At 31.0% G+C, this 25,827-nt stretch carries 26 protein-coding genes and 1 tRNA gene; 14 read left to right on the top strand and 13 right to left on the bottom strand.

Annotated elements, in window-relative coordinates; genetic code table 11:
* The first annotated feature begins 88 nt into the window (after nucleotides 1–88).
* The 4 genes from BTO06_RS17625 (at nucleotide 89) to BTO06_RS17610 (ending at nucleotide 2,875) form a co-directional block, all read left to right on the top strand.
* The gene (locus BTO06_RS17625) at nucleotides 89–508 is read left to right on the top strand and encodes an Lrp/AsnC family transcriptional regulator (protein ID WP_100926553.1); all 420 of its coding nucleotides are present in this window, start codon (nucleotides 89–91) and stop codon (nucleotides 506–508) included.
* 56 nt (nucleotides 509–564) lie between these two features.
* A complete protein-coding gene (locus BTO06_RS17620) occupies nucleotides 565–1,128 on the top strand; it encodes a DUF4082 domain-containing protein (protein WP_100926552.1) in 564 nt (187 codons plus the stop codon).
* A gap of 104 nt (nucleotides 1,129–1,232) precedes the next feature.
* Nucleotides 1,233–1,796 carry a YceI family protein gene (locus BTO06_RS17615; RefSeq protein WP_100926551.1) on the top strand — a complete coding sequence of 188 codons (564 nt, stop codon included), beginning with the start codon at nucleotides 1,233–1,235 and terminating at the stop codon, nucleotides 1,794–1,796.
* Between the two features lie 5 nt (nucleotides 1,797–1,801).
* Nucleotides 1,802–2,875 (top strand): hypothetical protein, encoded by a 1,074-nt coding sequence (locus BTO06_RS17610; protein WP_100926550.1) that lies wholly within the window; start codon nucleotides 1,802–1,804, stop codon nucleotides 2,873–2,875.
* Between the two features lie 47 nt (nucleotides 2,876–2,922).
* On the opposite strand, the gene BTO06_RS17605 is transcribed toward BTO06_RS17610, so the two are convergent.
* From BTO06_RS17605 to BTO06_RS17595, 3 genes are all read right to left on the bottom strand, one after another.
* Nucleotides 2,923–4,101, bottom strand: a complete 1,179-nt coding sequence (locus BTO06_RS17605) for an AIR synthase related protein (RefSeq protein WP_100926549.1) — start codon at nucleotides 4,099–4,101, stop codon at nucleotides 2,923–2,925.
* A 76-nt stretch (nucleotides 4,102–4,177) separates the two neighbouring features.
* The gene (locus BTO06_RS17600) at nucleotides 4,178–4,642 is read right to left on the bottom strand and encodes a GNAT family N-acetyltransferase (RefSeq protein WP_100926548.1); all 465 of its coding nucleotides are present in this window, start codon (nucleotides 4,640–4,642) and stop codon (nucleotides 4,178–4,180) included.
* Nucleotides 4,643–4,648: 6 nt separating this feature from the next.
* Nucleotides 4,649–6,832, bottom strand: a complete 2,184-nt coding sequence (locus BTO06_RS17595) for a glutamine synthetase III family protein (RefSeq protein ID WP_100926547.1) — start codon at nucleotides 6,830–6,832, stop codon at nucleotides 4,649–4,651.
* 156 nt (nucleotides 6,833–6,988) lie between these two features.
* On the opposite strand from BTO06_RS17595, the gene BTO06_RS17590 reads away from it, so the two are divergent.
* Nucleotides 6,989–7,999 carry a glutamine synthetase beta-grasp domain-containing protein gene (locus BTO06_RS17590; RefSeq protein ID WP_100926546.1) on the top strand — a complete coding sequence of 337 codons (1,011 nt, stop codon included), beginning with the start codon at nucleotides 6,989–6,991 and terminating at the stop codon, nucleotides 7,997–7,999.
* Between the two features lie 57 nt (nucleotides 8,000–8,056).
* Here the strand turns inward: BTO06_RS17590 and BTO06_RS17585 are convergent, their stop codons facing one another.
* Nucleotides 8,057–8,998 (bottom strand): calcium/sodium antiporter, encoded by a 942-nt coding sequence (locus BTO06_RS17585; RefSeq protein ID WP_100926545.1) that lies wholly within the window; start codon nucleotides 8,996–8,998, stop codon nucleotides 8,057–8,059.
* 683 nt (nucleotides 8,999–9,681) lie between these two features.
* On the opposite strand from BTO06_RS17585, the gene BTO06_RS18635 reads away from it, so the two are divergent.
* The 4 genes from BTO06_RS18635 (at nucleotide 9,682) to BTO06_RS17570 (ending at nucleotide 10,415) form a co-directional block, all read left to right on the top strand.
* Nucleotides 9,682–9,831 (top strand): hypothetical protein, encoded by a 150-nt coding sequence (locus BTO06_RS18635; RefSeq protein ID WP_157811915.1) that lies wholly within the window; start codon nucleotides 9,682–9,684, stop codon nucleotides 9,829–9,831.
* Between the two features lie 70 nt (nucleotides 9,832–9,901).
* On the top strand, nucleotides 9,902–10,054 hold the full coding sequence (locus BTO06_RS17580) for an SsrA-binding protein (RefSeq protein WP_100926544.1): 153 nt from the start codon (nucleotides 9,902–9,904) through the stop codon (nucleotides 10,052–10,054).
* A gap of 15 nt (nucleotides 10,055–10,069) precedes the next feature.
* Nucleotides 10,070–10,297 carry a putative signal transducing protein gene (locus tag BTO06_RS17575; protein WP_232731490.1) on the top strand — a complete coding sequence of 76 codons (228 nt, stop codon included), beginning with the start codon at nucleotides 10,070–10,072 and terminating at the stop codon, nucleotides 10,295–10,297.
* Between the two features lie 44 nt (nucleotides 10,298–10,341).
* Nucleotides 10,342–10,415, top strand: a tRNA-Arg gene (locus BTO06_RS17570).
* A gap of 86 nt (nucleotides 10,416–10,501) precedes the next feature.
* On the opposite strand, the gene BTO06_RS17565 is transcribed toward BTO06_RS17570, so the two are convergent.
* Entirely contained in the window at nucleotides 10,502–11,071 is a 570-nt protein-coding gene (locus BTO06_RS17565) for a hypothetical protein (RefSeq protein ID WP_100926542.1), read from the bottom strand.
* A 69-nt stretch (nucleotides 11,072–11,140) separates the two neighbouring features.
* Between BTO06_RS17565 and BTO06_RS17560 the strand changes: the two genes are divergently transcribed.
* Nucleotides 11,141–11,374: a hypothetical protein gene (locus tag BTO06_RS17560; protein ID WP_100926541.1), complete on the top strand. Its 234-nt coding sequence runs from the start codon at nucleotides 11,141–11,143 to the stop codon at nucleotides 11,372–11,374.
* A 19-nt stretch (nucleotides 11,375–11,393) separates the two neighbouring features.
* On the opposite strand, the gene BTO06_RS17555 is transcribed toward BTO06_RS17560, so the two are convergent.
* The 8 genes from BTO06_RS17555 to BTO06_RS17520 all read right to left on the bottom strand — a co-directional run bounded on the left by BTO06_RS17555 (nucleotide 11,394) and on the right by BTO06_RS17520 (nucleotide 19,556).
* Nucleotides 11,394–12,287, bottom strand: a complete 894-nt coding sequence (locus BTO06_RS17555) for a hypothetical protein (protein WP_100926540.1) — start codon at nucleotides 12,285–12,287, stop codon at nucleotides 11,394–11,396.
* Nucleotides 12,288–12,289: 2 nt separating this feature from the next.
* On the bottom strand, nucleotides 12,290–12,577 hold the full coding sequence (locus BTO06_RS17550) for a hypothetical protein (protein ID WP_100926539.1): 288 nt from the start codon (nucleotides 12,575–12,577) through the stop codon (nucleotides 12,290–12,292).
* Nucleotides 12,567–12,929 carry a helix-turn-helix domain-containing protein gene (locus BTO06_RS17545; protein WP_100926538.1) on the bottom strand — a complete coding sequence of 121 codons (363 nt, stop codon included), beginning with the start codon at nucleotides 12,927–12,929 and terminating at the stop codon, nucleotides 12,567–12,569. The genes BTO06_RS17550 and BTO06_RS17545 overlap by 11 nt, the downstream gene beginning before the upstream one ends.
* A gap of 81 nt (nucleotides 12,930–13,010) precedes the next feature.
* Nucleotides 13,011–13,949, bottom strand: a complete 939-nt coding sequence (locus BTO06_RS17540; protein WP_100926537.1) for a hypothetical protein — start codon at nucleotides 13,947–13,949, stop codon at nucleotides 13,011–13,013.
* A gap of 37 nt (nucleotides 13,950–13,986) precedes the next feature.
* Complete coding sequence (locus BTO06_RS17535; RefSeq protein ID WP_100926536.1) at nucleotides 13,987–15,240, bottom strand: tyrosine-type recombinase/integrase; 1,254 nt, start codon at nucleotides 15,238–15,240, stop codon at nucleotides 13,987–13,989.
* A gap of 256 nt (nucleotides 15,241–15,496) precedes the next feature.
* Entirely contained in the window at nucleotides 15,497–18,022 is a 2,526-nt protein-coding gene (locus tag BTO06_RS17530; protein ID WP_198517106.1) for a TonB-dependent receptor, read from the bottom strand.
* 60 nt (nucleotides 18,023–18,082) lie between these two features.
* Complete coding sequence (locus BTO06_RS17525; protein WP_100926534.1) at nucleotides 18,083–18,991, bottom strand: FecR family protein; 909 nt, start codon at nucleotides 18,989–18,991, stop codon at nucleotides 18,083–18,085.
* A gap of 55 nt (nucleotides 18,992–19,046) precedes the next feature.
* Entirely contained in the window at nucleotides 19,047–19,556 is a 510-nt protein-coding gene (locus tag BTO06_RS17520; RefSeq protein WP_100926533.1) for an RNA polymerase sigma factor, read from the bottom strand.
* A gap of 236 nt (nucleotides 19,557–19,792) precedes the next feature.
* Between BTO06_RS17520 and BTO06_RS17515 the strand changes: the two genes are divergently transcribed.
* The 4 genes from BTO06_RS17515 (at nucleotide 19,793) to BTO06_RS17500 (ending at nucleotide 25,800) form a co-directional block, all read left to right on the top strand.
* Nucleotides 19,793–22,288 (top strand): T9SS type A sorting domain-containing protein, encoded by a 2,496-nt coding sequence (locus BTO06_RS17515; RefSeq protein ID WP_100926532.1) that lies wholly within the window; start codon nucleotides 19,793–19,795, stop codon nucleotides 22,286–22,288.
* Between the two features lie 664 nt (nucleotides 22,289–22,952).
* A complete protein-coding gene (locus BTO06_RS17510; RefSeq protein ID WP_100926531.1) occupies nucleotides 22,953–23,858 on the top strand; it encodes a hypothetical protein in 906 nt (301 codons plus the stop codon).
* Between the two features lie 102 nt (nucleotides 23,859–23,960).
* A complete protein-coding gene (locus BTO06_RS17505; protein ID WP_100926530.1) occupies nucleotides 23,961–25,502 on the top strand; it encodes a glycine--tRNA ligase in 1,542 nt (513 codons plus the stop codon).
* A 79-nt stretch (nucleotides 25,503–25,581) separates the two neighbouring features.
* A complete protein-coding gene (locus BTO06_RS17500) occupies nucleotides 25,582–25,800 on the top strand; it encodes a hypothetical protein (RefSeq protein WP_100926529.1) in 219 nt (72 codons plus the stop codon).
* Nucleotides 25,801–25,827: the final 27 nt, after the last annotated feature.

Below are 25,827 nucleotides of genomic sequence, written 5' to 3'. Positions count from 1 at the left end.
CTATTACTTTAGTAGGAAACTAATTCAACGGTTATAAATGCTAATTTGAGTTGAATTGGTCTTTTTTAAATCTAAAACCAAAAAATCAATGGTAGACCAAATAGATCAGTTAATTTTAAATACTTTGAACTACAATTCTAGAATATCTTTTGCCGATATTGGCAGGAAAATTAACCTTTCACCTTCTGCAGTTCGTGAGAGAATACAGAAACTAGAAGATCATGACATTATAAAAAATTATACTACAGAAATAGATTATTCTAAAGTAGGCTATGGTATCGAAGCATTCATAATGCTGAAATTACATACGGGAAAACTTAAACACTTTTTAACCGAATCAACCCATTTCTCGGAAATAAAAAAAGCATATCGTATCACAGGTTCTCAAAATATTCATATGAAAGTTGTACTTAAAAATCAATTACATCTTCAGGAATTTATAGACCAACTTATTGATTATGGCGACACTACAACTCACTTAATTTTATCGGAGATAAAAAGTAACTAATGCAATATAATTGATATTTTTATTATATTACAATATTAAATATCAACTATTTAACAATGAAAAACTTACATTTAGTTTTTATATTTCTACTGTTATTTACAATTTTAGGATGCAGTGGTGATAAAGAAACAATAACTATACAACCCTCACAGTTTCCAATGAAAACTTTAATCGAAAATGGTATACTTGATTATCAATCTGGTGTTAATAGTCCAAACACATTTGAAGTTGGTTATCAATTTAAAACTTTTAAAAATGGAGATATTGTATCTGTAAGTATCCGAGTACCCGCTAACGGAGCATACAGAGTTTCACTTTGGAATTTTGAAACCCAACAACTTTTGCATACTGAACAGGTTCAATCCAGCAATGGTTTAATCTCTACAAAAGAAATTTCTCCTATTCCAATTGAATCAAGTGTGGATTACTTCGTATCTCTAAATACAAGTAATTATTATATTTTCAATAAAGCTGGAGATCCAATATTTCCTTCAGATATTGGAGATGTACTTGTAAAAGGATATGGAACATATTTGGGAACAAATCAAGATTTACCAACGAGCTTTTCTACAACCTCTTATCTTGGTATGGTAGATATTGAATTTGTACCAGATAATTGATTATTCTAAATTTTAAAAGGGATTTTCACATTTCTTTTACATTAATTTGACACTTTTGACGAAGCGCTAAAATAGTTTTACTCAGAATTAAAAAATTAAATCAGATGAGGAAAATTATTATACTATTCGTTTATTTGTTTTGTGTATCCACTCAAATTCCAGCTCAAGAAAAACTCAATATCAATATCGAAAAAAGTACTATTAAATGGATTGGTGAATATACATTTCATTTTGGTGGTCATGAGGGGTTTATAAACTTTAAAGATGGCTTTTTTATAAAAACAAACGATGTTATCACTGGTGGAGAATTTATAATTGACATGAATTCAATAACGAACACCGATATTAAAAACACTGAAGGAAATAAAGGGTTAGTCAATCATTTAAAAGATCCCGATTTTTTTGACGTTCCTAAATATCCTATTGCAAAATTGGAAATTACCTCTGTTGAGTATTTCGAAAACAACAAAGGGAGGATTCACGCGAATATGACTATTAAAGGAATTACTAAACCTATCAAATTTAACACAGAATTCAATTACGAAAAACAGGAAATGTTTGCTCGTTTTAAAATAGATCGTCGAGATTGGAATGTTAGCTATAAAAGTAAGTTCAAAGATGGCGCTATTTCAGACGCAATAGGTTTTGAAGTCACTTTAAAACTGTAATTGTCATGAAAAGATTAGTCTTAATTTTACCATTCCTTATTCAAACTTTAACTGCATACCCACAAAAGGAATCTTCTTTAAAAATTTTTGAAAACACGAAAAAATGGAATAGAGAAGTGATTCAATTTCCTATAGAATGGGCTCCGAAATTTAAATTGACTGGATTTGAAGAACTACTCTTTACACCTAACTGGAATAAACCTAAAGACCAAGACTATTGGTCTTTACTAATTGGCTGGAAGATTAATACAGAACAATTAATTTCATTAGATGAAATAGAATCAAATTTTCAAGGTTATTTTGATGGTTTAATGAAACCTAAACATTGGTCTAAAGAATTTCCAGATCCCAAAGTTAATTTTCATAAAGACAAAAGTAACTTCATAGGAACCATGACTTTCTTCGACGGATTTCATACTGGAAAAGTGATCAAAGTTAATATTCGAGGAAATCAAAAATTTGACAAAACCAAGAAAAAATCCATAATCAAATTTCGAATATCGCCTCAAGAGTTTGATCATCACATATGGAATAAACTAAACGAAATTAAAGTAACAGAAACATCTAGGTCTATTTTTAATCTTGATTCTTCATGGGGCAAAGAAAGGTTTCCTTTTCCCATAAATTTTGCTCCAGAAATTAATTATAACGGAATTGCTGAAGTAAGATTTCCTCCAAAAGGATGGAGAGATCCTCATCACGAAAATTTTTGGTCTTACACCTATGCTTGGAAAATAAATCTAGACAAACCAATTACTGCCGCGGAGTTAGCTACTAATTTAGAACTGTATTTTGATGGTTTAAATAATCTAAAACACAATAAGGATTTAAGCAAGTATAAAGCAGTTGCGAATATCATTAAAATTAAATCTTTACAAAACAACAACTTATTTATTGGTAGGATCAAAACTTATGATCGTTTTGCAACTAACAATGAATTGGATTTAAACGTATTAATTGAAGCTTTCAATTATCCAACAGAAAAACAAAGTATACTTTACTTTAAATTTTCACCAAAACATTTTAGTCATAAAACGTGGGAAATGCTATCAAAAATTCAACTTAACAAAAACCAATAACACAAAAAAGCCTCGGATTTATCGAGGCTTTCTATTTTTATTCTAAACTAGTATTCGAAAGTACCGTATTCACTTTTTATTGTAAGCTTTTTACTTTCTGAAGCCTCTACTCGACCAATAATTTTAGCATCAACATTGAATGATTTGGAAATTGAAATAATTTCTTCAGCAGCTTCTTGAGAGACATATAATTCCATTCTATGTCCACAATTAAATACTTGATACATTTCTTTCCAATCTGTTTTAGATTGTTCTTGTATCAATTTAAATAATGGTGGAATTTCAAACATATTATCCTTAACAACATGCAAATTATCTACAAAATGTAAAATCTTAGTTTGGGCACCTCCTGAACAGTGTACCATTCCGTGTACTTTATCCGCATTAAATTTCGATAAAATTGCCTTAATTATTGGTGCGTATGTTCTTGTTGGAGATAATACTAATTTACCAGCGTCTATTGGAGAGTTTTCAACCTCATCAGTTAACTTCACATTTCCTGAATATACCAATTCAGATGGCACAGCCGCATCAAAACTTTCAGGATATTTATCAGCTAAATATTTATTAAATACATCATGGCGAGCAGAAGTTAAACCATTACTTCCCATTCCTCCATTGTATTCTTTTTCGTACGTTGCTTGACCAAAAGATTCTAATCCTACGATTACATCTCCAGCTTTGATATTGGCATTGTCAATTACATCAGTACGCTTCATTCTAGCCGTTACCGTCGAATCAACAATAACTGTTCTTACTAAATCTCCCACATCAGCAGTTTCTCCTCCTGTAGAATGAATGGTAACTCCAAAACCTTTTAGCTCTTCAATTAATTCTTCAGTACCGTTAATAATTCCAGAAATTACTTCACCAGGAATTAAGTTTTTATTTCTTCCGATAGTTGAAGAAAGCATAATATTGTCTGTTGCTCCTACACATAATAAATCATCAATATTCATAATTAACGCGTCCTGTGCGATTCCTTTCCAAACAGAAATATCTCCAGTTTCTTTCCAATACATGTAGGCTAATGATGATTTCGTTCCTGCACCATCAGCATGCATAATTAAACAATGCTCGTCATCATTTGTTAAGTAATCAGGAACAATTTTACAGAAGGCTTTTGGAAATAAACCTTTATCAATATTTTTAATTGCATTATGCACATCTTCTTTTGATGCTGAAACACCTCTTTGTGCATATCGTTTAGAAACTTCTTGACTCATTTTGTTGTGTTGTTGTTGGCCACAAAATTACTTTAAAAGGTAAGACTACCAAAGTAATTTACTGTTATTTACTTCTTCATTCATATATTACTGTATCTCTCCAAACTCCATTGAGCTGAGCAATTCTTTCTCTGTAGCCCACTTTTCTAAATCCAAACTTCTCATGAAGTCGAACACTTCCATTATTCTCAGAAAACATACTAGAATATAATGTCCAAATTCCATTCTCTTCAGAAGATTCTATTAACTTCTCCATAAGAGAAGCACCAATTCCTTTTCCTAAAGAATTTAGCTTTATATAAACACTCACCTCTGCAACTCCTCGATATTCGAATCGTTTAGAAACTGGAGCCAATGTACACCACCCTAAAACTTCTTCTTCCTGAACCATTATAAATCTACTATGCTTATGACAATTAGAATCCCATGTTTTCCAGTCTGGAACTTGTGTTCTAAAGGTCGCATTACCAGTTAAAATTCCTTCTTTGTAAATCTCAGCAAATTGGGGCCAATGTTCCTTTTTAAGTGGTAGTATTGTCAAAACATTCTATTTTGTAAATAACAGCTCTCTGTACTTTGTTAATGGCCATAAATTATCATCCACTAACAATTCAAGTTTATCCACATGATATCGTATATCCTCTAAGTAAGGTTTTACTTTATCACAATATGCATCTGCGTTCTTTTGCCCACTGAATTTATTTGCCTTTTTTCGCTCATCCGTCATTTGCTCAATCTTTGAATTGATTTCTGCAATATGATTTGAAATACGCTTAATTAAATCGATTTGCTCAGAAGCATATTGTTGAAATTCTTTACCAAAAATCTCTTTTAAACCTTTTACATTTTCGATAAGCGTATTTTGATATTGTATTACCGTTGGAATAACATGATTTCTAGAAATATCACCTAAAACTCTACTTTCAATCTGAATACGTTTTGCATATTCTTCCAACTCTATTTCATGTCGAGCTTCTACTTCAATTCTATTCATTACTCCCATTTCCTCAAAAAGCTCAACATTCTTTTCTGAAATTTTTGCTTTTAAAGCCTCAGGGGTTGTTTTATGATTACTTAAACCTCTTCTCTTAGCTTCTTTTTCCCACGGTTCGCCATAACCATCTCCTTCAAATCGAATTTTTTTTGATGCTTTTATGTATTCTCTTAACACATTAAATACAGCTTCATCTTTTTTCAATCCTTTCGAATCAATTAAGGCATCTACCTCTTTCTTAAAATCTTTCAACTGTTTTGCAACAATAGTGTTCAGTACGGTCATTGGACCTGCACAATTTGACCATGAACCCACAGCTCTTAACTCAAACTTATTTCCCGTGAATGCAAATGGTGAAGTTCTGTTTCGATCCGTATTATCTAATAAAATTTCCGGAATTTTTCCTACGATATTTAATTTTAAGTCTGTTTTTTCCTGAGGAGATAACTTTCCTTTCGTAACATTTTCTAACTCATCAAGAACTTCAGACAATTGAGAACCGATAAATACTGAAATAATTGCCGGTGGAGCTTCGTTTGCTCCTAATCTATGATCATTACTGGCACTTGAAATAGAAGCTCTAATCAATTCCTCATAATCATGAACTGCCTTAATTGTATTCACAAAAAAAGTTAGAAACTGAAGATTTTTCATTGGTGTTTTTCCTGGACTTAGAAGATTCACACCTGTATTTGTACTTAAACTCCAATTGTTGTGTTTTCCAGAACCATTAATTCCTTTGAAAGGTTTCTCATGAAACAAAACTTTAAAGTTATGTCGTTGTGAAACCTTTTCCATTAAATCCATTAATAAAGAATTATGATCTACAGCCAAATTCGCTTCCTCGAAAATTGGAGCAACTTCAAACTGATTTGGAGCAACTTCATTATGCCTTGTCTTTACAGGAATACCTAGTAACATACATTCTTGCTCTAAATCGCGCATAAAATTCATGATACGTGTTGGAATTGACCCAAAATAATGATCTTCTAATTGTTGACCTTTCGCTGAAGAATGACCTAATAAAGTTCTTCCTGTCATCATTATATCAGGTCGAGATGCCGCTAACGCTTTATCAATTAAAAAATACTCTTGTTCCCATCCTAGAGTCGCTGTAACTTTTGTGACATTCTTATCAAAATATTTACAAACTGCTGTAGCAGATTCATCAATTGCCTGCAATGCTCTTAGAAGCGGAGCTTTATTATCTAATGCTTCGCCAGTATAAGCAACAAAAATTGTTGGAATACATAAAGTAGTACCATATATAAATGCAGTTGAAGTTGGGTCCCAAGCGGTATATCCTCTTGCTTCAAAAGTGTTTCTAATTCCACCATTAGGAAAAGAAGAAGCATCTGGCTCTTGTTGAACTAATTTTCCACCATCAAACAACTCCATAGCATCACCTTCACCAATTATTTCAAAAAATGCATCATGCTTTTCAGCAGTTGCACCTGTAAGCGGTTGAAACCAATGAGTATAATGTGTTGCTCCTTTTGACAATGCCCAGTTTTTCATACTAACTGCAATTTGGTCTGCTATACCTCTATCAATCTTATGTCCAAACTCTACTGCTTCCTTAACACTTTTGTAAGCATCCTTTGTCATGTATTGAAGCATCGCTTTATCATTAAAAACATACTCAGAAAACAAATCAGAACGCTTCTTACTTTCATCAATTTGTATTGATTTCCTGTTTAAAGTTTCTTGAAGAGCATTAAATCTAATTGTCGCCATGATTATTAATTTTTAGCAAAAATAAATTTTTACCCCAAAAAAGTAAGGGGTTAAGTCATATTTTTAAATTAATTTATTCTTTTAACCCTGAAAATTTGGGGGTGATTAAAAAATTACACATTTTTGCACCATAAACTAATTAACGATAAAAATATCATGGCTAAGTCAAAATTAGAGTACATTTGGTTGGATGGATATTATCCAACTCAAAACATGCGTAGCAAAACTAAAGTTGTAGAAGATTTTAGTGGGAAATTAGAGGACTGTCCAGTTTGGTCTTTTGACGGTTCTTCAACAAAACAAGCTGAAGGTGGAGACTCAGATTGTTTATTAAAGCCAGTCGCTATTTACCCTGATCCTGCCCGTAATAATGGATTTTTAGTAATGACAGAAGTATTAAACTCCGATGGAACTGCTCATGAGTCTAACGCGAGAGCCACTATTGATGATGATGATAATGATTTCTGGTTTGGATTTGAACAAGAATATTTCATTATGGATACTCACACTCAATTACCTTTAGGATTCCCTATTGGTGGTTACCCAGGGCCTCAAGGAATGTACTACTGTTCTGTTGGTGGAAAAAACACTCATGGTCGTGATTTCGTTGAGGAGCATGCAGATTTATGTATCGCAGCTGGTTTAAACTTTGAAGGAATTAACCAAGAGGTCGCTTCTGGACAATGGGAATTTCAATTATTTGCTAAAGGTGCGAAGAAAGCTGGAGATGAAATTTGGGTAGCTCGTTATTTATTAGATAGATTAACTGAAAAGTATGGTTACTATATTGAATATCATCCTAAACCAGTGAAAGGAGATTGGAATGGATCAGGTATGCATGCTAACTTTTCAAATACATTGTTAAGAACTTGCGGAAGTCAAGAAACTTATGAAAAAGTTTGCGAAGCATTTAGACCTGTAACTTCAGAACACATTGAGGTATACGGAGAATATAATGATCAACGTTTAACTGGATTACACGAAACTGCTTCAATAAATGACTTCAGTTATGGAATTTCAGACAGAGGAGCTTCTATTAGAATTCCAATTATTACTGTAGAGAAAGGGTGGAAAGGATGGTTAGAAGATCGTCGTCCAGCATCGAATGCAGACCCATACAAAGTTGCAGGCAGAATTGTTGAAACAGTAAAAAAGGCAAAAATTTAAATCTCAGTATTTATTTAACCATATCACTTATTGAGCTCACCACAAGGTGGGCTTTTTTTATTTAAAGGCAACTAAATAAATAAAAGCGACGTAGGATAGAAAAAGAACCAAACCCTTAATTCTATCAAGTCTAAATTGTTTTGGCATAAAAACTATAGGTAAAATCATAAAAGCAAAACCAAGCATCCAGAATATATCTCTCTCCAAAATTTGAGGCTCAGTTACTGGAATATCTTTAACCAAAGAAGTTAATCCCAAAACTGAGGCAATATTAAAAATATTAGATCCAATTAAATTTCCAAGTGATATAGCTTTTTCACCTTTTACCGCAGCAATCACGGAAGCTGCTAATTCTGGAACACTTGTTCCTATTGCAATCATAGTGATAGAAATTACACCTTCACTAACACCAGCACTTTTAGCAAGTGTTTTCGCTCCATCAACTAGAAATTCCGAACCAAAATACAAAGCCAATCCGCCAATGGCAAGCCAAAACAAGATTTTACTATAACCAACTGTAGCTAACTTATCATCTACTTCATCATTCTCCTCCTCTTCTTGAGTTGACTTAACCAATATAACAAGAAATAATATTAAACCTAAGAATAAGCTTAAACCTTCAATTCTTGTTAAAAATCCATCATTCTTAAGAAAATAGAACAAAAAAAGAGAGAAAACCATCATCACAGGCCAATTAAGTTTATAAAAATCTTTACTCACTATAATAGGAACAATAATTGCTGTAATTCCTAAAACCAGACCAATATTAGCAATATTGGAGCCAATAACATTATTTAAAGCGATGGCAGGAGATCCATCCATAGCAGCCTGTAAACTCACCAAAAGTTCTGGTGCTGAGGTAGCAAATGAAACAACCGTCATCCCAATCACCATTTTAGAAAGATTCAACTTAAAGGAGAGACCTACCGACGATCTCACTAAAAACTCCCCACCAACTACCAATAAGAACAATCCTAAAATAATGTAAACAATACTCATGTATAAATTTTTTACGAATATAGGAATATTTACTACTGTCACAAATGACGAATCTTAGCGATAAATTGGTCATAAATAACTCAAAATATGACAGCCAGTTTTTTGAATCTAAAATCCCAACAAATAATCAAAACACCAAAATCAAGCGAACTCGAAATAAAATTTCCTTTACTTTTCCAAAACTAGCAAAAACCACTCTTTATTTCATTACAGTATTCGATTAAAAACAACGAATACAACTACAAATATAAATCTAATTCAAGGAGAAATAGTTACAGATTAAAATATATTTAACTCTTTTGACTTCATATATAAATTTAATTTAATTAAATCATTCTAAAAAGTTTGGAACTCGATTTTCTTTCCTCATATATTTAGAAAACAATTTCGAAATTGAACTAATTACTAATATCAAAACAAACTAAAAAATGATCGTATTTATAATAAAATTAACCGTTGCTTTAACTGAGTTTTTATGCAGTTTAGTTCAATTAATATTTTAATAGTAACAACTATAAAAACAATACAATAAGACTAATTGAAAATCCAAAACATATCATTTAACAATACTATGAATTGAAAAGGAAAACTAAATTAAATAAAGAGAAAGTCCTGTAAAAGAGTAGAGTATTTTAAAAATTGCTAGAAAAAGAAACGCTATGAAAACAAAAGAAACATCTTAAGTGGGAATTGCTAGAAAAAGAACAACTCTATTAACATCTTATAATAGAGCTTACACGACAAAGGGAGAATTTGCGATAAATCATTTTAAATCATTATCGAATGGAAAAATGACTGTAAGAAGAATAGAAAGAGAAACAAAGAAAAAGTAATACAAAGTGGTGAGACGCTAACTCGCCACTTTAATTCATTTTTCATTATATTTGATTATATCAGTCAATAATGAAAAAACCTATTTTTAAGGCATTAGCCAGGATCAACAAAACTGTTTTACCATCGTTTACGAAAAAACAGTTAGACATTTCTAAAGCATCCAAATTTCAATTGGCCATAATTGGATGGAGAGCTTTTGTAACAATGAATTCTTTAGATTAATTTAAACCTTGTATTATGAGTGGTTATATCAAGTTATTTTCAGGTACATCTATTTTAGTAAATAGATTGGCTTATATTTTAGATGAAATAGGGATTGCATCTATTGTTAAGGACAATAAGGAATCTGGCAGATTAGCGGGTTTTGGAACCTTAGGCCAATCTGTTGATTTATTAATTAATGAAGGAGATTATGATAAAGCGAAAGATTCTTTTGAAAATTTTAAGAAAGAAATTTCCAAATAGTTTTAGTATTTAAAAAAATAATTTATATTTGCATCCGCAAAAATGGCCTCGTAGCATAACTGAATAGTGCACTTGATTACGGCTCAAGAGGTTGCAGGTTTGAATCCTGCCGAGGTCACAAGCAATAATAAGGGTTTCAAGAAATTGAGACCCTTTTTTATTTTCTTATTTGCACAAGATTTGCATTTTTTTAAAGATTTAAAATCATAATCTCAAAAATTGATTTAATCTCTCAATACTAATAGATTCGCCGTTTTCGATATAATTTCTAAGCTTTTTATACCTTTTTGTTTCTTTACCATTGTAACATGGTTTAAAATATTTTCGATACACTTCTGCATAATATTTTTCTAGTTTAAAATGATTTTCAAATTCTTTTTTAAAAAACCTTAATTTTTTACTTTGAATCTGACTTTCATACATAACACCCGAAAAAGCTTCACGATGCAAAAACTTACCGTTAATCAAATATAGTTTTCTGCATCTTTTATTCGTTTCAGGACAAACAAAGTAACAAACCTCTCCTTTTCCTAGATTTGATGGTAAAAAAGCTAAAAACACCTTTAAATTAACTTTGTTGCCCTTGTAATTGTAACTAAGTGAAATAAATTGATTTGAAATTGACAAAACTTTTATAGACGCTATTACCACCCCTCTTTTAGACCAAGAAACTATACCTTTTCTTGGAAAATCCTTTTGTAAATAACCCCACTTTTTTAAATCACAAATATTAAGTTTTAAAACCTCATCGTATAAAACAGCACTCTCTTTCATAACAACAACCTAAATAATTAAGGAATAATAAAATTAATTATTAATTTAAGCATTTAATACTTAAATCCTATGTCTAAAGAAACCAACTTAACACCAAAAAGAAAAGCATTTAACGAAAAGTATCAAAACTACACGGAAGCTGAAATACAAAAGGAAATTCTATACGCTCAGAAGATACTTATTGAAAAAACAGAAAAAGTAAGAAAAAACACATCGAACCTAGTAACATTTTTAGTAGCTATTCCACTAATATTTGGATTACTTTATTTAGTGTTTACTTTTGGCAGAAATGGAAGTATTTAAAACACTAAGAAATCACAATCTAATTGAAGTGTGAAATCTTAGTGCTTTGTATTTTTTGAGAAATTTGCTCTTTTATATTATCTGAATAGTTATCTACAATTTTATGATATGCTTTTCTTGGCTTGTCCTTATTATTTGCAGATAAATTTTGCCAGTATTTAATGTGCTGAAATTTGTTGTTTAAGGCGTTCTTTTCCCTTACGGTTAACTTAGTTTCATTTATAGTGAAATCGTATAATAAAACTTTATTCCAATGTTTTAAAAGAATGTTTATCGCTTCACTTAATCGATCGTATGTTAAATCTCCCAACGTTTTTATTTTAGCCCTTTCAAAAACCCTCATTTTACGAGTTTTTAATTCTACTCGAAGTTTAGATTCCTCTAAATTGTATTGACTGCTTTTATCATAGACCTTTAAAAAGTAATCACTCTTTTCACATATCGCAAAATGACTATTATACTTAAATTCAAATGCTGTTCCACCTATTTCAAGTAAATTTCTAACAACAAATAATGGATTGAAAAAAACTTGAATATTCAAACCTATTTCAATTTTCTTTATAACAAAATTAAACCTACTTATTCCAAAGAGTGTTTCAAGATAGATTATAACAAATAATACATTTTCAACAGTAAACTCATTACCATTGAAGCCTTTATAAACTGAATTAGAATTATAGTTAGGCGGTTTAATTCCGATAATAGAATTATACATCTTATGCAAACTACCTTTAAAAAAAACCGTTCCATTATCATAAACAAGAATTTTACAAAAATGATGTTCTGCAATTCTCTTATTATCTAAAACAACCCCGTTCTCGTTATAATTAAGACTAAAATCGAGTTTAGGGTTGTTTAAAATTCTATCACAGTTATACGACCTCAAATACAAGGTTGTATAATCAACTGGCATAACTAATCGAATAAACCTAATTGATTATTGTCTTCAACTAAATCAGGGTTTGAAGTGTACTCATTAACTAATTCTTTTGTAATAGTACATCTACGTTTTCTTAAAAAATATAATCTCCCTGATTCTTTTAATTCTTTACAATACCTACATATTGACTCCCTTATAACCCCAGTGACAACAAACACCTCTTTCATTGTGCGTGGCTTCTCGAAAAAAGCATCATAAACTGCTTTTAAATCAGTATATTTGCCATGTCTTTTATTCGGGTTGTTCTTTTGGTTATTTTCCATAGCGCAACCCTTTTTTATTATTAGACAACAACTCATCAACCTCATCAGAAACAGAATCTTGATGATTTACTTTACCCTCTTTTAAGTAATCTAACAACTCCTGTTTTGAAAAGTACAAACGACCGTTTCTTTTCATAAATGGCAACTCTTTTCTTGATACTTTTGAGTAAATTGTTGCAGAGGTTAACCCTAAAAAATTAGCTGTTTGCCGAACGTTGAAAAATTGTTCAGACGACTCATGTTTCGGTATGTTTTCTTTTTCCTGACTTAACAAACCTTTTAATTCACTTACTTCGTTAAGTAAGATTGCTACGGCATGTGGTAGCATTTCAAATGTTATACTCTCTAGCATAATTCTTTTTTTAAAATTACACTGCATTCTAAAAAAGAGTATAGGTTTTGTAAGGGGGTTACACCTTTGTATTAGTACTATTTAATCTAGTTCCTCTTTGCAATAATTTATTTCTTTCTTAGCGTCATTAAACGGCTTAGAGTTCACAGGAAGAATTTTTAAAATATTTTGAAGATTTATTAAAATTTGCTCAGGTTTTGTTGAGGTTTCAAATCTCAGTTCTTTTTTTACTTTATAAAATGTGTTTTTAAAATTAAGTGGAGATGCCTTTTCTCCATTCTGAGTTTTTACGTCAAAACATTCTAAAAAGTGTTCTATTTTATCTTTTATAGTTTTTTTCTCTGAATACTTTTCCCAATAGTAGAATGCGTAACACCAGACTTTGACTGAAAAAACTTCTTTATTAGAATTTTCAGAATTACTATTTTGATTAATATTACTAATTTTTTCAGAACCTAGCGCCTTCAATTCTTCAAAGTTAATAGAACTTTCTAATTGTTTTTGATAACTCAAAACCTTTCTTTTCAAAGGAGATTCTTTTAGTTTAATTCCTAAATAACTACTAAAATGATTTACTAAATTTTTGAAGTTATTATCTAAAAACCTTTTCACTTCAACTGCTTCTTTAATCCTATTCTCGTCTACCAAACGAGCAATAAATAGACTATGATAATCTAAATCGATAAATCTCTGCTCAACATCAAATTCATACCTGTTTATACGGTTAATTATATTTCTATTGCGTGTGTTTTTATAATCACAAACAGCATCGTAAAGCTTAAAAACATCAGAAAAAAACATACAGATTAACTTATTCTCTTGTTTAAGTCTTTTATGAATATCACTTTCTAAACTATTTTTTTGATAAATTTCAGCTTCTTGTTTCCTTTCATAATTCGCTAATAAATCGTGAATATAATTCTCATTCCTATCTCCGTTTTCATTTTTAAAACGACTTGCAATTTCAATATGACTCGGATAACAAGCACTATAATATTTATTGATTCTTTTTTCTTTCATCGTCTTTTATTCTTTAGCAATAAAGATATTGATAGTATTAAAAATCAAGTATATTTTTTGCAAACTCCTTTTTGGCTTCATCTTCAAACCCTGCAAAGTAATTTTTTGTAACACTTAAATTACTATGATTTAAAGCCTCACTAATAAACTCCATAGTTGCACCCTTACGAATTGAGTTCGACGCAAAAGAGTGCCTTGCCCAATATGTAGAAATATCATTTGGTAAATCGTACCTTTTAGCTATTCTTTTTATGTAGTCATTTACTAATCTAGTAAAGTTTTTAACTTTTTTATACTGCTCTGTACTATCTTCTTTTAACTGAATAATAGTAAACACATAACCATTTTTATTTGTACTACCATACTTTTCAATCACACTCTTAGAAAAGTCGTTTAAATAAACAGTTATTGGTGTTTTTTCAACAGATTTGCCAAAGGTTTTGGCTCTGAAATAAGTGAAACTATTGTTCTTTATATCTGAATACTTTAGCAACGCAATGTCTTTAAAGTTAATACCATTACAAGCGTAACTAAAAAACCAAAAATCTTTTGCAAGTTGTTCTTGTTCACTCATAACCTCAGCATCGAACAAAGTTTTTAATTGCTTTGAGTTTAAAGCCTTTTTTACCTTTTTGGTTTTTGATATTTGATATTTACCCTCTTTTCTTGTTCCGAACGGATAAATATCTTTACTAATATCACTTTCTCGGATTGCATTATTAAAAACTACTCGTAAGGTTCTAGTGTAAATTGATATAGTAGTAATCGACTTATTTTTATTTAACATAAATCTTTCATACTCATTTAGCCAGTCAACGGTTATAGTATCAAAGGTAAGTTTATCTAAAGCACATTTTTTCTCGTTTAAACTAAACTCTCCGAGCGATTTAAGAGTGTATTTGTAGCTTTCTGCTGTACCAACTTTGCTCTCCTTTAGATATTGGGTTATAGCCTTTTGAAAATGATACTTAACACTATTTTTATCAGATGATTTACGAAAAAGTTTAGTTTCAAATTTAGCAAAATCAAAAACAGTCATTTGTTCAGCTTCCTTGTTCGCTCTTGTTTCAATTGCTTGAAGTTTTAAACGTAACTCCTTGTTTTTGCCTCTCAAATTTTTATTAGATGTATTTAACCAAACAGTTTGATATTCTTTTTCCGTTAAATCAATGTTTAAAGAGTAAAGTTTAACCTTTTTGTTGAACTTGTTATAAACACGGAGTTTTAAAGGGTAAGAACTATTGTCTTTACTTCTCCTAGTATCTAAAAAAAGGGAGATATTGCAATTCATTATCTTTTATTTGAAAACAAAAATAAGGATTTGCACACGATTTGCACAAAATTTGCACAAACAACCACAAAATAAACTCATAACAGAATTATATTAAAATGATTAAATTAGCAATAAAAACAAGGGTTCACAAAGAAAAAACACAACTAACAACAAACTAACAAATAGTTGAATTCTTGATTACGGCTCAAGAGGTTGCAGGTTTGAATCCTGCCGAGGTCACAAAGTCTTTATCACTAGATGGTAAAGACTTTTTTTAGTTATAAATAATCCTAAACATTACATTAGGAGTAAAGCCAAGAGAAACCGTATCTGTTGTTCCTAAAACAGTATTAAAATTCTCATCACTCGTTAAAAAGAAACTTCGCTGCAACTTATTACTTCTGTCCAACATATTTAAGAAAGAAACACCTAGTTTTCCTTTCCACTTTCTATTTTTGGAAATATTAAATTGATAAGTTGACGAGAAATCTAATCTTTGGTAGTTAGCTAATCTTCTCCCATTAATATCTCCAAAGAAAAACTCTTGCGTTCCATTATTATTTCGCTCTAAAACCTCAGTAAAAGGAATACCTGTTCTATACACCCAACCCAAGGAAAAATCAAAATTCCCAACCTTGTAATTATGAGACCATCTTAAACGATGTGTAATATCGTTATTTCCGGAGAATGGATTTCCTTCATTTGTTTGTGGAAAAGTAAACTTAGTATCTCCATAGCTATAACTGATCCAGGAAGTATAATCATTAAAGCGTTTTTTCAATAAGAAATTAATTCCTTTAGAAGTACTGGAACCGTTCGCAATAATATTAGCATTTGTAGCCACACTTTGCCCCAGTGATGTCAGTCCATTAATCTTTTTATGATAGACATTAACATCTATCATCCAATCATTTTTCCTAAATACTAATCCACTTGAAAACTGATCAGACTTTAAAATTGGTATTTCATTTTTATTAGATAAACTCCAAACATAATTTTCTAAGCCGAAATCGTTTGTAGAAAACTCTATGATTTGACTTATGTTTTGTTGCTTTTTCTCATAAGAAAAATTAGTCCAGAAATTTGGAAAAACTTTAAACTGAGTATACAATCTAGGAGTAACAAAAAACACATTTTCCAATGAAAAATAGGTGTTTCTTAAACCGATTCGAATATTAATTTTATCCTCCTTTTCATAGACATAATTACCATACAAAGCATAGATTGTACTTGAACTGACTTCTTCTATATTATAATTACTTTCTGGAGAAAAAGAATAAGTTCTACCCAAATTATAGGAAACATCATTATTTATCAATTCAAAACCGTAACTAATTTGATGATTTTTTCGAAATTTATTTTCCAGTTCAGTTTTGAAACTAAACTCCTTAATTGAATTCTTTTTAATCGAACCTTGAGTAAGCACAGGATCTACATTTTGCTCTCCATTAAACTTATAATCTAAGTTATAGTCGGAAAAGTAGAAGGTAGTCTTTTGAGACAATTTCTTATTCCATTTTCTCAACCAATTTGCCCCAAAACCAAAATTCTTAACATTCAGTCGATCATTCTGCAAAAAAGAACCATCAGTTAATCCAAAAGAATAATTTAACTTATTACTTACGAAAAGTTGATGCACCATTAATTGGTCCTTTTCTCCGATGTCAAAAATCAATTTTGTGTTAAAATCTTGAAAATAGAAGTTATTATCCTTTTCAAAAACTTGGTCTACATCACTCTTTTCATTCTGATCAATAATAGTATTTTGAAAGACTTTCCTCGCTAAACTTCGAAAAGTTGAGGTTTCCAAGATATCAGACAAAGAACGTCTTCCAGAGATAAGTATCGAAGCTTTATCCCATAATGGCATTTGCAAATAAGCATCAGCGTGAGTAAGGTTTGTTCCAAGGGTGGCCTTTGTTTCTTTTGCAACTTGCGAATTTGTTCTGATATCAATCACTCCAGACACATGATTTCCGTATTGTGCTCCTACACCATCACTAAGAACATTAACCTCATCAATAATGTAAGGATTAAATGCTGAAATCATTCCAAAAAAATGCGCTGGATTATAAACACGAATTCCATCAAAAAGTACTAGGTTCTGGTCTGGCGTTCCACCACGAATATGCAATCCAGAAGAAGTTTCGTTTGGACTAACTATTCCTGGTAACAACTGAATACTTTGCAAAATATCAGGTTCAGTTAATCCCGGGAGAATATCGCGTAGTTGAGGACGAATCCCAATAGAGCCGTTTTTGTTCTTTGTAATTCCATTTACTAGATAACTTGTTATTAAAACCTCATCTAACTCCGCTGAATACTCTTCTATTTCATAGGTATTACACTTCCTAATATTGAATGAAATAACTTTCTTTTTAATTGTTTTATAGCCCGTGTATGCAATAAAAAAACTGTCACCCTCTTTCATTCCTCTTAATTCAAAATACCCTTTTAAGTCTGAAATTGACCCAACCGTTTTCTCTGAATTATAAATACTTACTCCTTCAATAGGCTTTTTCGTATATCTATCTTTAATATAACCGCATAGAGAATAATTATTTATCGGATTTTTCTCTAGAATTAAAAAGTAACGACTTGTAGATTTTTTAAAAATGAGTTTAGATTGTTTTTCTAGGTTTTGTAGAATAAGATCTAAAGAAACTTTGTAGTCTTTTATAAAAACATTTTTATTCCGCACTACGTCATCCGAATAAGAAAATTTTATATCATAAACCTCTTCGAGTTTGGCCAAGGCTATTTTCAAAGGAATTTTATCTTCTTTTACTTGGGAATACATACTGTTTATTAACAGGAAAAAGAAGAAGAAAAAATTTACACAATGCTGTTTTAAACTCATTTATTTTTTAACGAGTATAATTCTGCTTTTATCTACAATTTTAGCTTCAATTTTTAATGGTTGAAATACAGTCTCTAAAGCAATGTTTAAGCTTTCGTGCGTAAATGCACCAGTAAATTTATTTTCTGAATTTATTTTAGATGCATCAATTTGAACACTATACTGATTTTCAATGGCATCAATAACGTATTTCAAGGGAATGCTAACAAAAGAACTTTCTCCATTCTTCCAAGAAGGTTCTATTCCATTAAATTTCCATTTTTCCGAAATTCCGTTTATACTTCTATACGCTTTCCCTTTAGTCAAAAATATCACTTTTTTTTCAGAATCTACTTTAACCTCTCCTTCATAACAACTAACTTCTATTAAATCATCCTTAGAAATTATGCTAAATTGCGTGCCTAAAACAGTAACAGACCCCATATCGGTATTTACAACAAAGTTACTCCCTTTTTGTACTTTGAAAAATGCCTCACCTTTAAGTTCTATCATTCTATTTGTTGTCCAAGTTGTCTCATTGTAGGAAATTTCTGACTTAGAATTTAATAAAACCTCTGAGCCATCAGGCAAATTCAAAGCCATTTGTTCCCCAAAACTTGTAGTGTGTGTAGTTCCGGAGTTATATAATTGAAAGACGGTAAATAAAATTGCGATTGAAGCCACTACTCCGATGGATAATTTAGTATATAGGTTTTTAACTTTACCCTTTTTAGATTCGGAAATTTCTCTCTGAACTCTTGAGTAAAGTTTTTCTTTGTTATATGTTGGAACACTTAATTCTTCTGACTTCATTGCTATTTTTTGATACAATGCATAATATGGATGATGTTTAAATTCATCCAACTCAGAATCATTTAGTTCGTTGTTTAACCAACGTGATAAAAAAGTACCATCGAACTCTTCCTTCATGATTAAGGTTTCTACTTTTATTAAAAAAACAGTTTACTAACAAATTACCCTACTTTTATAGTAATTCAATTTTCTCTCTCAAGCTCTTTAAGGCCAAAGACATTCTTTTTTCCACAGCTTTAACAGAAACACCAACAATCTCAGCAATCTCAGTGTAAGTTTTTTTGTCAATTCTGTTCAACAAAAATACTTCTCTTTGTTTTTCAGATAAATCTGCAATTGCATCTTGCAATTTCTTCATAAATTCTTTCTCTTCTAAAATAAATTCTGGTGTTTCACTCGTATATTGTTTTAATGTTTGCTTTTGATGATTTAATACAACTTTTTTATGAGCAACAACATTTAAAAACAAGTTTCTTCCAACAGTAAATAAAAAGGATTTAGCTTTTAACACAGAAACTTTAGCACAACTTTTCCAAAGCTTTACAAAACTTTCTTGTACCAAGTCTTCCGCCATATCCAAATCGCCTGACTTATAGTACAAGTAATTTCTTAACCCTTCAGAATGAGCGTCAAAAACATTTTTGAACACCTTTGGTTCACATATTGACTCTTCGTGCCTCATAAAAACAAACTTAATTTTTTTTTCTTAAAAAGTAGGGTATTTTTCAAGAAGTCTGTTTCATAGCCATGTAAAGTGTGAATAAACCCTCTATGCACGAATATTTAAATCTTCAACAATTCAATTAGATAGTTACATGAAAACAATCGCTCTGATATGAACAATCTAAACCTGAGGAGCTGCTCCATTAATAGTTGAATTAATCCAGTTTCTAAGGTTTACCAAAAACAATTTTTAAAATGAAAAAAAATATAATTTTATTTGCCTCTCTTTTTTTACATCAACTCACTACTTCATCACAGGAAAATAATTGGAGAACAGCTCCTTTAACAGAGAGTAGTAATTTTTACTCAATTGTAAAGTCGCATAAAGAATCACTTAAAAATATTCGTCAGCGTACAGATAGAAAAAGCAAAAAAGAAATAACGCAATTTGAAAGATGGGTTAACTTTTGGCAAGATAGAATTTTACCAGATGGTACTTTCGTTTCTGCTTTTCACAATTATAATGAGTGGAGTAAAGAAAATGAACGTCATTCGTTTTTAGAAAAAAGTTCGACTACATGGAACTTAGTTGGACCTGTTAAACTTCCAACTTCGTCTATTTCTTTTTACCCAGGAATGGGACGTATAAATACAGTTGCCTTTAATGATTCTGATGTTACAACCATGTATGTTGGAACTCCTGGAGGAGGTGTTTGGAAGACAACTAATAGAGGAAAAAATTGGACAGCTAAAGGAGATAACTTCTCAAATATGGGAGTTTCTGATATTATTATAGATCCGACAAACACTGATATTTTATACCTAGCAACTGGAGATTGGGATGGTGTTCAAAATCGATCATTAGGTGTTTTAAAATCAAATGATGCTGGAGAAACTTGGAACTTCACAGGCTTGACTTTTACATTAGGGCAGAATAACCGAATTAGCAAATTACTTATAGATCCGAATAATACTAATACTATTTTCGCAACAACAGTTAATAGTATAAAAAAATCAGACGATGGCGGGGCTACTTGGAACGATGTTTTCACACAAACTGGTGCTACATTTAACGACATTCAGTACAAGGTAGGAAGTCGCAGAACAATGTATGCTACTTCTAATTTTGGAAGTTTTTACATCTCAAAAGATAACGGTAAAACATGGGAAGTAGCATCGAATGTTACAGCAGGCAGGCTTGATTTCGCGCTAACAGCCAAAAATCCAAACTTAATTATAACTGTTGACAGAAACGGTGTAATCAGACGCTCAACTGACGACGGTTCAAATTGGACAACAGTTTCAACTATTAATCAATTCGAATCGCAAGGTGGTTATAATATCGCAATAGCAATTTCTCCGATAGACGAAAATTTAATTCTAGTTGGAGGAATCGAAGGATGGAGATCTAAAAATGGAGGTGCTACCTGGGAACAATATCTTGACGGTTACTGGGTAAATGGCAAACCATATTTTTATGTTCATTCAGATCATCATGACATTAAGTTTGTTCCTGGAACTAACATTGCATTCTCAACAAATGATGGTGGTATTTTTAGAGGAGATGCTTCAAAAGATATTCCTTGGTCAGACCTATCGGAAGGAATTGCTATTACTCAATATTATAACGTTTCTGGAACTCCTCAAAATGCAAGGAAGTTAATAATGGGAGCTAAAGATAACGATATAGCTGTTTATGATGGAGCTACTTTTAAAGGTGAAAACCCAGGTAGTGACGGTGTTGAAGGATTATGGGACTATTCCAACTCAAACATCGCTTGGACTTGTAGTCAAGCAGGAATATTAAGAAGAACCTTAAACGGTTTTACAACTACAACTCAAAGGTTATCTACTCCATCAGGAGCTCCATTTGTATGGGAGCTTGAAATTCACCCAACTGATCCTAAAACTATTTTCGGAGGATTTGGAGATATTTACAAATCAACAGATAGAGGAAACAATTGGACAAACTTAAATTCTGGTGTTGGATCTATAGAATTTATGTCCATTGCTCCTTCGAATCCTAACGTAATTTATGTTTCTGGTAGTTTAGGAGTAAAAAGAACTACTGATGGAGGATCAACTTGGACTTCCATTACTATTCCAACATTTGGAAGAGTTAAAAGTATTGAAGTTCATCCAACAAATCCTCAAGAAGTATATCTAGCCTATTCTGGTTATGGAAGTGGAAAAGTTTATAAATCAACAAATTCAGGAAGTTCATGGACGAACATCACTGCATCATTACCGAACATCCCCACTCATAAAATCGTTTATAAAACTGGGACCACAGATGGCGAATTATTCTTAGCTACAGATCTTGGTGTTTATTATTGGACAAACACCAAAAATGATTGGGTAAGATTAGGAATAGGCTTACCAAACGTAATTGTTCATGACATTGAAATACATTATGGAACAGAGAAAATTAGAGCGGCGACATATGGTAGAGGAGTTTGGGAAGCGTCAATAGAAGCTTCTGCTTTAGGAACATCTGATCCATTATTACCAGATAACTCAGTGACTGTTTACCCGAATCCAACATCGAGTAAAACCTTTACAATAAGTATGAATGAATTAAATGGAGAAAAGCAGATAAAAATCTACAACATTATTGGTAGTGTTGTTCAAGATATGAGTACAACGAAGACGTCGGAGAAATTCAATCTTTCAAAATTTTCCAACGGAATGTACATTATCAAGATCACAAACGAAGGAAAGAATTTGACTAAAAAAATAATTTTAAAATAAATGAAAAAGTTGTTTTTCATTTTTATCAGCACGCTATCACTTCTTGGTTGTCAAAGCAATCTTGAAGTGATTAGTGCCTCAAAAAAATTAATACACCCCGGAATTGAAATTCAAAAACCTCATATGAAATTCAATTTATCACTAAAAGCTCCTAAAAAATTTTGAATTGATAGTGTGATTTTTGTTGACAATGAAAAATGCTACAGGATAAATAGGATTTATTACTTACAAGATACCTCTCCCGTAAATAATATGTTTTCCATTGAACTACTATTCAAGGAAAACGAAAAAATAGTTTTCAATTGCAACTCCTCAAAAAATGGAACTCTAAAATTATTTTACACTCATTTAAACATTTCAAAAGAATTGGAAATTCAATCATTTACAACGGAAAAGATAACAAGACGATAAATTCTACTATTTAGTTTTACTAAATAAATTAATAATGAAACACTATATTTTTTAATTATAGTTATTTATTAGGTGAATATTGTAGACACTAGGTTTTATGTATTTTTTTAAGTTTTTATAAACTCTCATAATATTATACTATATTTAGATATCATTTTTTTGATTTAGTTCAAGAAATTGTAAATTAGCCTACTATATACTACTCTTTAGGATTAGTAAGTGTTTATAAATAAAACCCAATATTAATAATATAATGAGCTCTAAAATTACCATTAAACCTAGCGGTTTTAAATATTTGATTGCAGCATTGGTCATATTGTTAATTGTATATTCATTCAAATTAAACAGTGATTATCAAAAACTTGAAGATGCCTTTTCAGAGCAAAAATTAGAGCTTCAGGCTGAACTTGATGAAATCATTGAGGATTACAAAAATGTAAATGTTAAAAATAAAGACTTATCCCAAAGATTAGTTAAAGAGATTAATAAAATTATTTTACTTCGTGATTCTATAAAGAATTTAGAAAAATCCAATTATAACTTAATAGTAAAGTATTCTAGAAAAATCGTAAAACTTGAAAGAGAAAATAGAAGATTATTTATCCAAGTAGATTCTCTAAATAAACAAAATTACGAATTGCTTCAGGAAAACATTGTCGTTAAGCAACAGCTTGATGAAAACGAGGAGTCTCAAAAAAACTTAATTAGAAAAAACATCTCATTACAACAAAGACAAGCTCAATTAAAAGCTAAAGTTGATATTGCAGGTGTAATTAAAGTGAGTAATATTATAGCTGAAGCAATGAAAGAACGTAGTAGTGGAAAATTAACAAACACTTCAAGATCAAGAAGAACAGATGCTTTTAGAGTTAAATTTGATTTACTTGCCAATCCAGTAACAACCGCTGGTAAAAAAGAAATCTTAATTCAAATTCTAGACGAAGAGGAGAAAGTCATAGCTTCAAAAGGAAGTAAAGCAATAAAGGACGGAACAAATGTTTTCTTTAGTGATAATATGTTCGCCAACTATGACAATAATAGACTTGGAGTAGTTTCTTTAATTTTAGTGAATAGAGATGACATTAAAAAAGGAACTTATACAATTAACGCATATGTGGATGGCACTTTCTCAGCAAAAACACAAGTAAAACTGAGATAAAATTCACAAAAAATATATTTAAAAAAGTGAAGATTGTAATTTCTTCACTTTTTTGTTTTTAGACTACAATTTATTCAAACCATATTATATTTTTGCAGTATTATGGCAAAACAAGAAGATCAATTTAAAAAGGTTATATCACACGCTAAAGAATATGGTTATATATTTCAATCATCCGAAATTTATGATGGTCTTAGCGCTGTTTATGATTATGCACAAAACGGAGTCGAGTTAAAAAAGAATATTAGAGATTATTGGTGGAAAGCAATGGTACAAATGAACGAAAATATCGTTGGTATTGATGCTTCCATTTTGATGCACCCAACAACCTGGAAAGCCTCAGGACACGTTGATGCTTTTAACGATCCATTAATTGACAATAAAGACTCTAAAAAAAGATATAGAGCTGATGTTTTAGTTGAAGATTACTGCGCTAAAATTGAAACAAAAATTGAGAAGGAAGTTAACAAAGCTGCTAAAAGGTTTGGAGACTCTTTTGATAAAGATCAGTTTTTAGCTACAAACCCAAGAGTATTGGGTTATCAAGAAAAAATCAATACTATTCTATCTCGATTAGCGAAATCATTAGAAAATGAGGACTTAGCTGATGTAAAAGTTTTAATAGAAGAATTAGGAATAGCAGATCCTTTAACGGGATCTAAAAATTGGACAGATGTAAAGCAATTTAACTTAATGTTTGGAACACAATTGGGAGCTTCGGCTGATAGTTCAATGAAAGTATACTTACGTCCAGAAACAGCACAAGGTATTTTCGTAAACTTCTTAAATGTTCAAAAGACAGGAAGAATGAAAATTCCTTTTGGAATTGCACAAACAGGAAAGGCTTTTAGAAATGAAATTGTAGCAAGACAGTTTATTTTCAGAATGCGTGAGTTTGAGCAAATGGAAATGCAATTCTTTATCAAACCAGGAACGCAACAAGAATGGTATAAGCATTGGAAAGAAAGCCGTATGAAATGGCACTTATCTTTAGGTTTAGGAAAAGATAACTACCGTTTCCACGATCATGAAAAATTAGCTCACTATGCTGATGCTGCTGCCGATATCGAATTCAAATTCCCTTTTGGTTTTAAAGAATTAGAAGGAATTCACTCTCGTACTGATTTTGATTTAAAAGCGCACGAAGAATTCTCAGGAAAGAAATTACAGTATTTCGATCATGAAGAAAATAAGAGTTACGTACCCTATGTATTAGAAACTTCAATCGGATTAGATCGAATGTTCCTAGCTGTGTTCTCTAATTCTTTACAAGAAGAAGATCTTGGCGAAGGAAAAACTAGAACGGTCCTAAAATTACCTACTGTTTTAGCTCCAACCAAAGTTGCAGTATTTCCTCTAGTTAATAATTCTGGTTTACCTGAATTAGCTCGTAAAATAGTAGATGATTTAAAATGGGATTTTACTGTTATGTATGAAGATAAAGATTCTGTGGGTAAAAGATATCGTAGACAAGATGCTGCCGGAACACCTTTCTGTATCACTGTTGATCATGATACTTTGGAAAATAATACTGTTACCATTCGTCATAGAGACACAATGGAACAAAAACGTGTTAAAATAGACGATTTAAGAGATATTATTAAAGAAGAGGTTGATATGCGTTCATGGTTAATGAAAATGTAAATTTCTCTTTTAAATAAACTTATAAATCCTGTTATTAATATATTAACAGGATTTTTATTTTTGTACGAAACACAAACAAATGAAAACACTAATTAAAATACTGTTCGTTATTTTCTTAGTTTGGATGGCAACAGGTGTGTATTTATTAAATACGCAACACGAACAAGCTAAAATAGTTATGGGATTAGGTGTGCTATATATGTCGTTCATACTAATGCCAATCTTTATATATCACAGATATCGAAATGGCAAGTATAAAAAGTATATTATAAAACCTGATGAAAATAAAAAAGGTTGAGAAAATCTCAACCTTTTAAAACTTTAT

The sequence above is a fragment of the Tenacibaculum sp. SZ-18 genome (assembly GCF_002813915.1).
Lineage (GTDB): Bacteria > Bacteroidota > Bacteroidia > Flavobacteriales > Flavobacteriaceae > Polaribacter.
The sequence above is the reverse complement of the archived record's forward strand: the minus strand, read 5'-3'. Positions and strand labels throughout refer to the sequence as shown.

What these genes read in the sequence shown, in the direction of transcription:
- BTO06_RS17590 (WP_100926546.1), top strand. Translation starts at nt 6,989, where the DNA reads ATGGCTAAGTCAAAATTAGAGTACATTTGGTTGGATGGATATTATCCA.
- BTO06_RS17560 (WP_100926541.1), top strand. Translation starts at nt 11,141, where the DNA reads ATGTCTAAAGAAACCAACTTAACACCAAAAAGAAAAGCATTTAACGAA.
- BTO06_RS17500 (WP_100926529.1), top strand. Translation starts at nt 25,582, where the DNA reads ATGAAAACACTAATTAAAATACTGTTCGTTATTTTCTTAGTTTGGATG.
- BTO06_RS17575 (WP_232731490.1), top strand. Translation starts at nt 10,070, where the DNA reads ATGAGTGGTTATATCAAGTTATTTTCAGGTACATCTATTTTAGTAAAT.
- BTO06_RS17530 (WP_198517106.1), bottom strand. Translation starts at nt 18,022, where the DNA reads ATGTATTCCCAAGTAAAAGAAGATAAAATTCCTTTGAAAATAGCCTTG.
- BTO06_RS17625 (WP_100926553.1), top strand. Translation starts at nt 89, where the DNA reads ATGGTAGACCAAATAGATCAGTTAATTTTAAATACTTTGAACTACAAT.
- BTO06_RS17565 (WP_100926542.1), bottom strand. Translation starts at nt 11,071, where the DNA reads ATGAAAGAGAGTGCTGTTTTATACGATGAGGTTTTAAAACTTAATATT.
- BTO06_RS17525 (WP_100926534.1), bottom strand. Translation starts at nt 18,991, where the DNA reads ATGAAGGAAGAGTTCGATGGTACTTTTTTATCACGTTGGTTAAACAAC.
- BTO06_RS17605 (WP_100926549.1), bottom strand. Translation starts at nt 4,101, where the DNA reads ATGAGTCAAGAAGTTTCTAAACGATATGCACAAAGAGGTGTTTCAGCA.
- BTO06_RS17585 (WP_100926545.1), bottom strand. Translation starts at nt 8,998, where the DNA reads ATGAGTATTGTTTACATTATTTTAGGATTGTTCTTATTGGTAGTTGGT.
- BTO06_RS17550 (WP_100926539.1), bottom strand. Translation starts at nt 12,577, where the DNA reads ATGGAAAATAACCAAAAGAACAACCCGAATAAAAGACATGGCAAATAT.
- BTO06_RS17510 (WP_100926531.1), top strand. Translation starts at nt 22,953, where the DNA reads ATGAGCTCTAAAATTACCATTAAACCTAGCGGTTTTAAATATTTGATT.
- BTO06_RS17555 (WP_100926540.1), bottom strand. Translation starts at nt 12,287, where the DNA reads ATGCCAGTTGATTATACAACCTTGTATTTGAGGTCGTATAACTGTGAT.
- BTO06_RS17540 (WP_100926537.1), bottom strand. Translation starts at nt 13,949, where the DNA reads ATGAAAGAAAAAAGAATCAATAAATATTATAGTGCTTGTTATCCGAGT.
- BTO06_RS17615 (WP_100926551.1), top strand. Translation starts at nt 1,233, where the DNA reads ATGAGGAAAATTATTATACTATTCGTTTATTTGTTTTGTGTATCCACT.
- BTO06_RS17505 (WP_100926530.1), top strand. Translation starts at nt 23,961, where the DNA reads ATGGCAAAACAAGAAGATCAATTTAAAAAGGTTATATCACACGCTAAA.
- BTO06_RS17620 (WP_100926552.1), top strand. Translation starts at nt 565, where the DNA reads ATGAAAAACTTACATTTAGTTTTTATATTTCTACTGTTATTTACAATT.
- BTO06_RS17580 (WP_100926544.1), top strand. Translation starts at nt 9,902, where the DNA reads ATGAAAAAACCTATTTTTAAGGCATTAGCCAGGATCAACAAAACTGTT.
- BTO06_RS17515 (WP_100926532.1), top strand. Translation starts at nt 19,793, where the DNA reads ATGAAAAAAAATATAATTTTATTTGCCTCTCTTTTTTTACATCAACTC.
- BTO06_RS17520 (WP_100926533.1), bottom strand. Translation starts at nt 19,556, where the DNA reads ATGAGGCACGAAGAGTCAATATGTGAACCAAAGGTGTTCAAAAATGTT.
- BTO06_RS17545 (WP_100926538.1), bottom strand. Translation starts at nt 12,929, where the DNA reads ATGCTAGAGAGTATAACATTTGAAATGCTACCACATGCCGTAGCAATC.
- BTO06_RS17535 (WP_100926536.1), bottom strand. Translation starts at nt 15,240, where the DNA reads ATGAATTGCAATATCTCCCTTTTTTTAGATACTAGGAGAAGTAAAGAC.
- BTO06_RS17610 (WP_100926550.1), top strand. Translation starts at nt 1,802, where the DNA reads ATGAAAAGATTAGTCTTAATTTTACCATTCCTTATTCAAACTTTAACT.
- BTO06_RS17595 (WP_100926547.1), bottom strand. Translation starts at nt 6,832, where the DNA reads ATGGCGACAATTAGATTTAATGCTCTTCAAGAAACTTTAAACAGGAAA.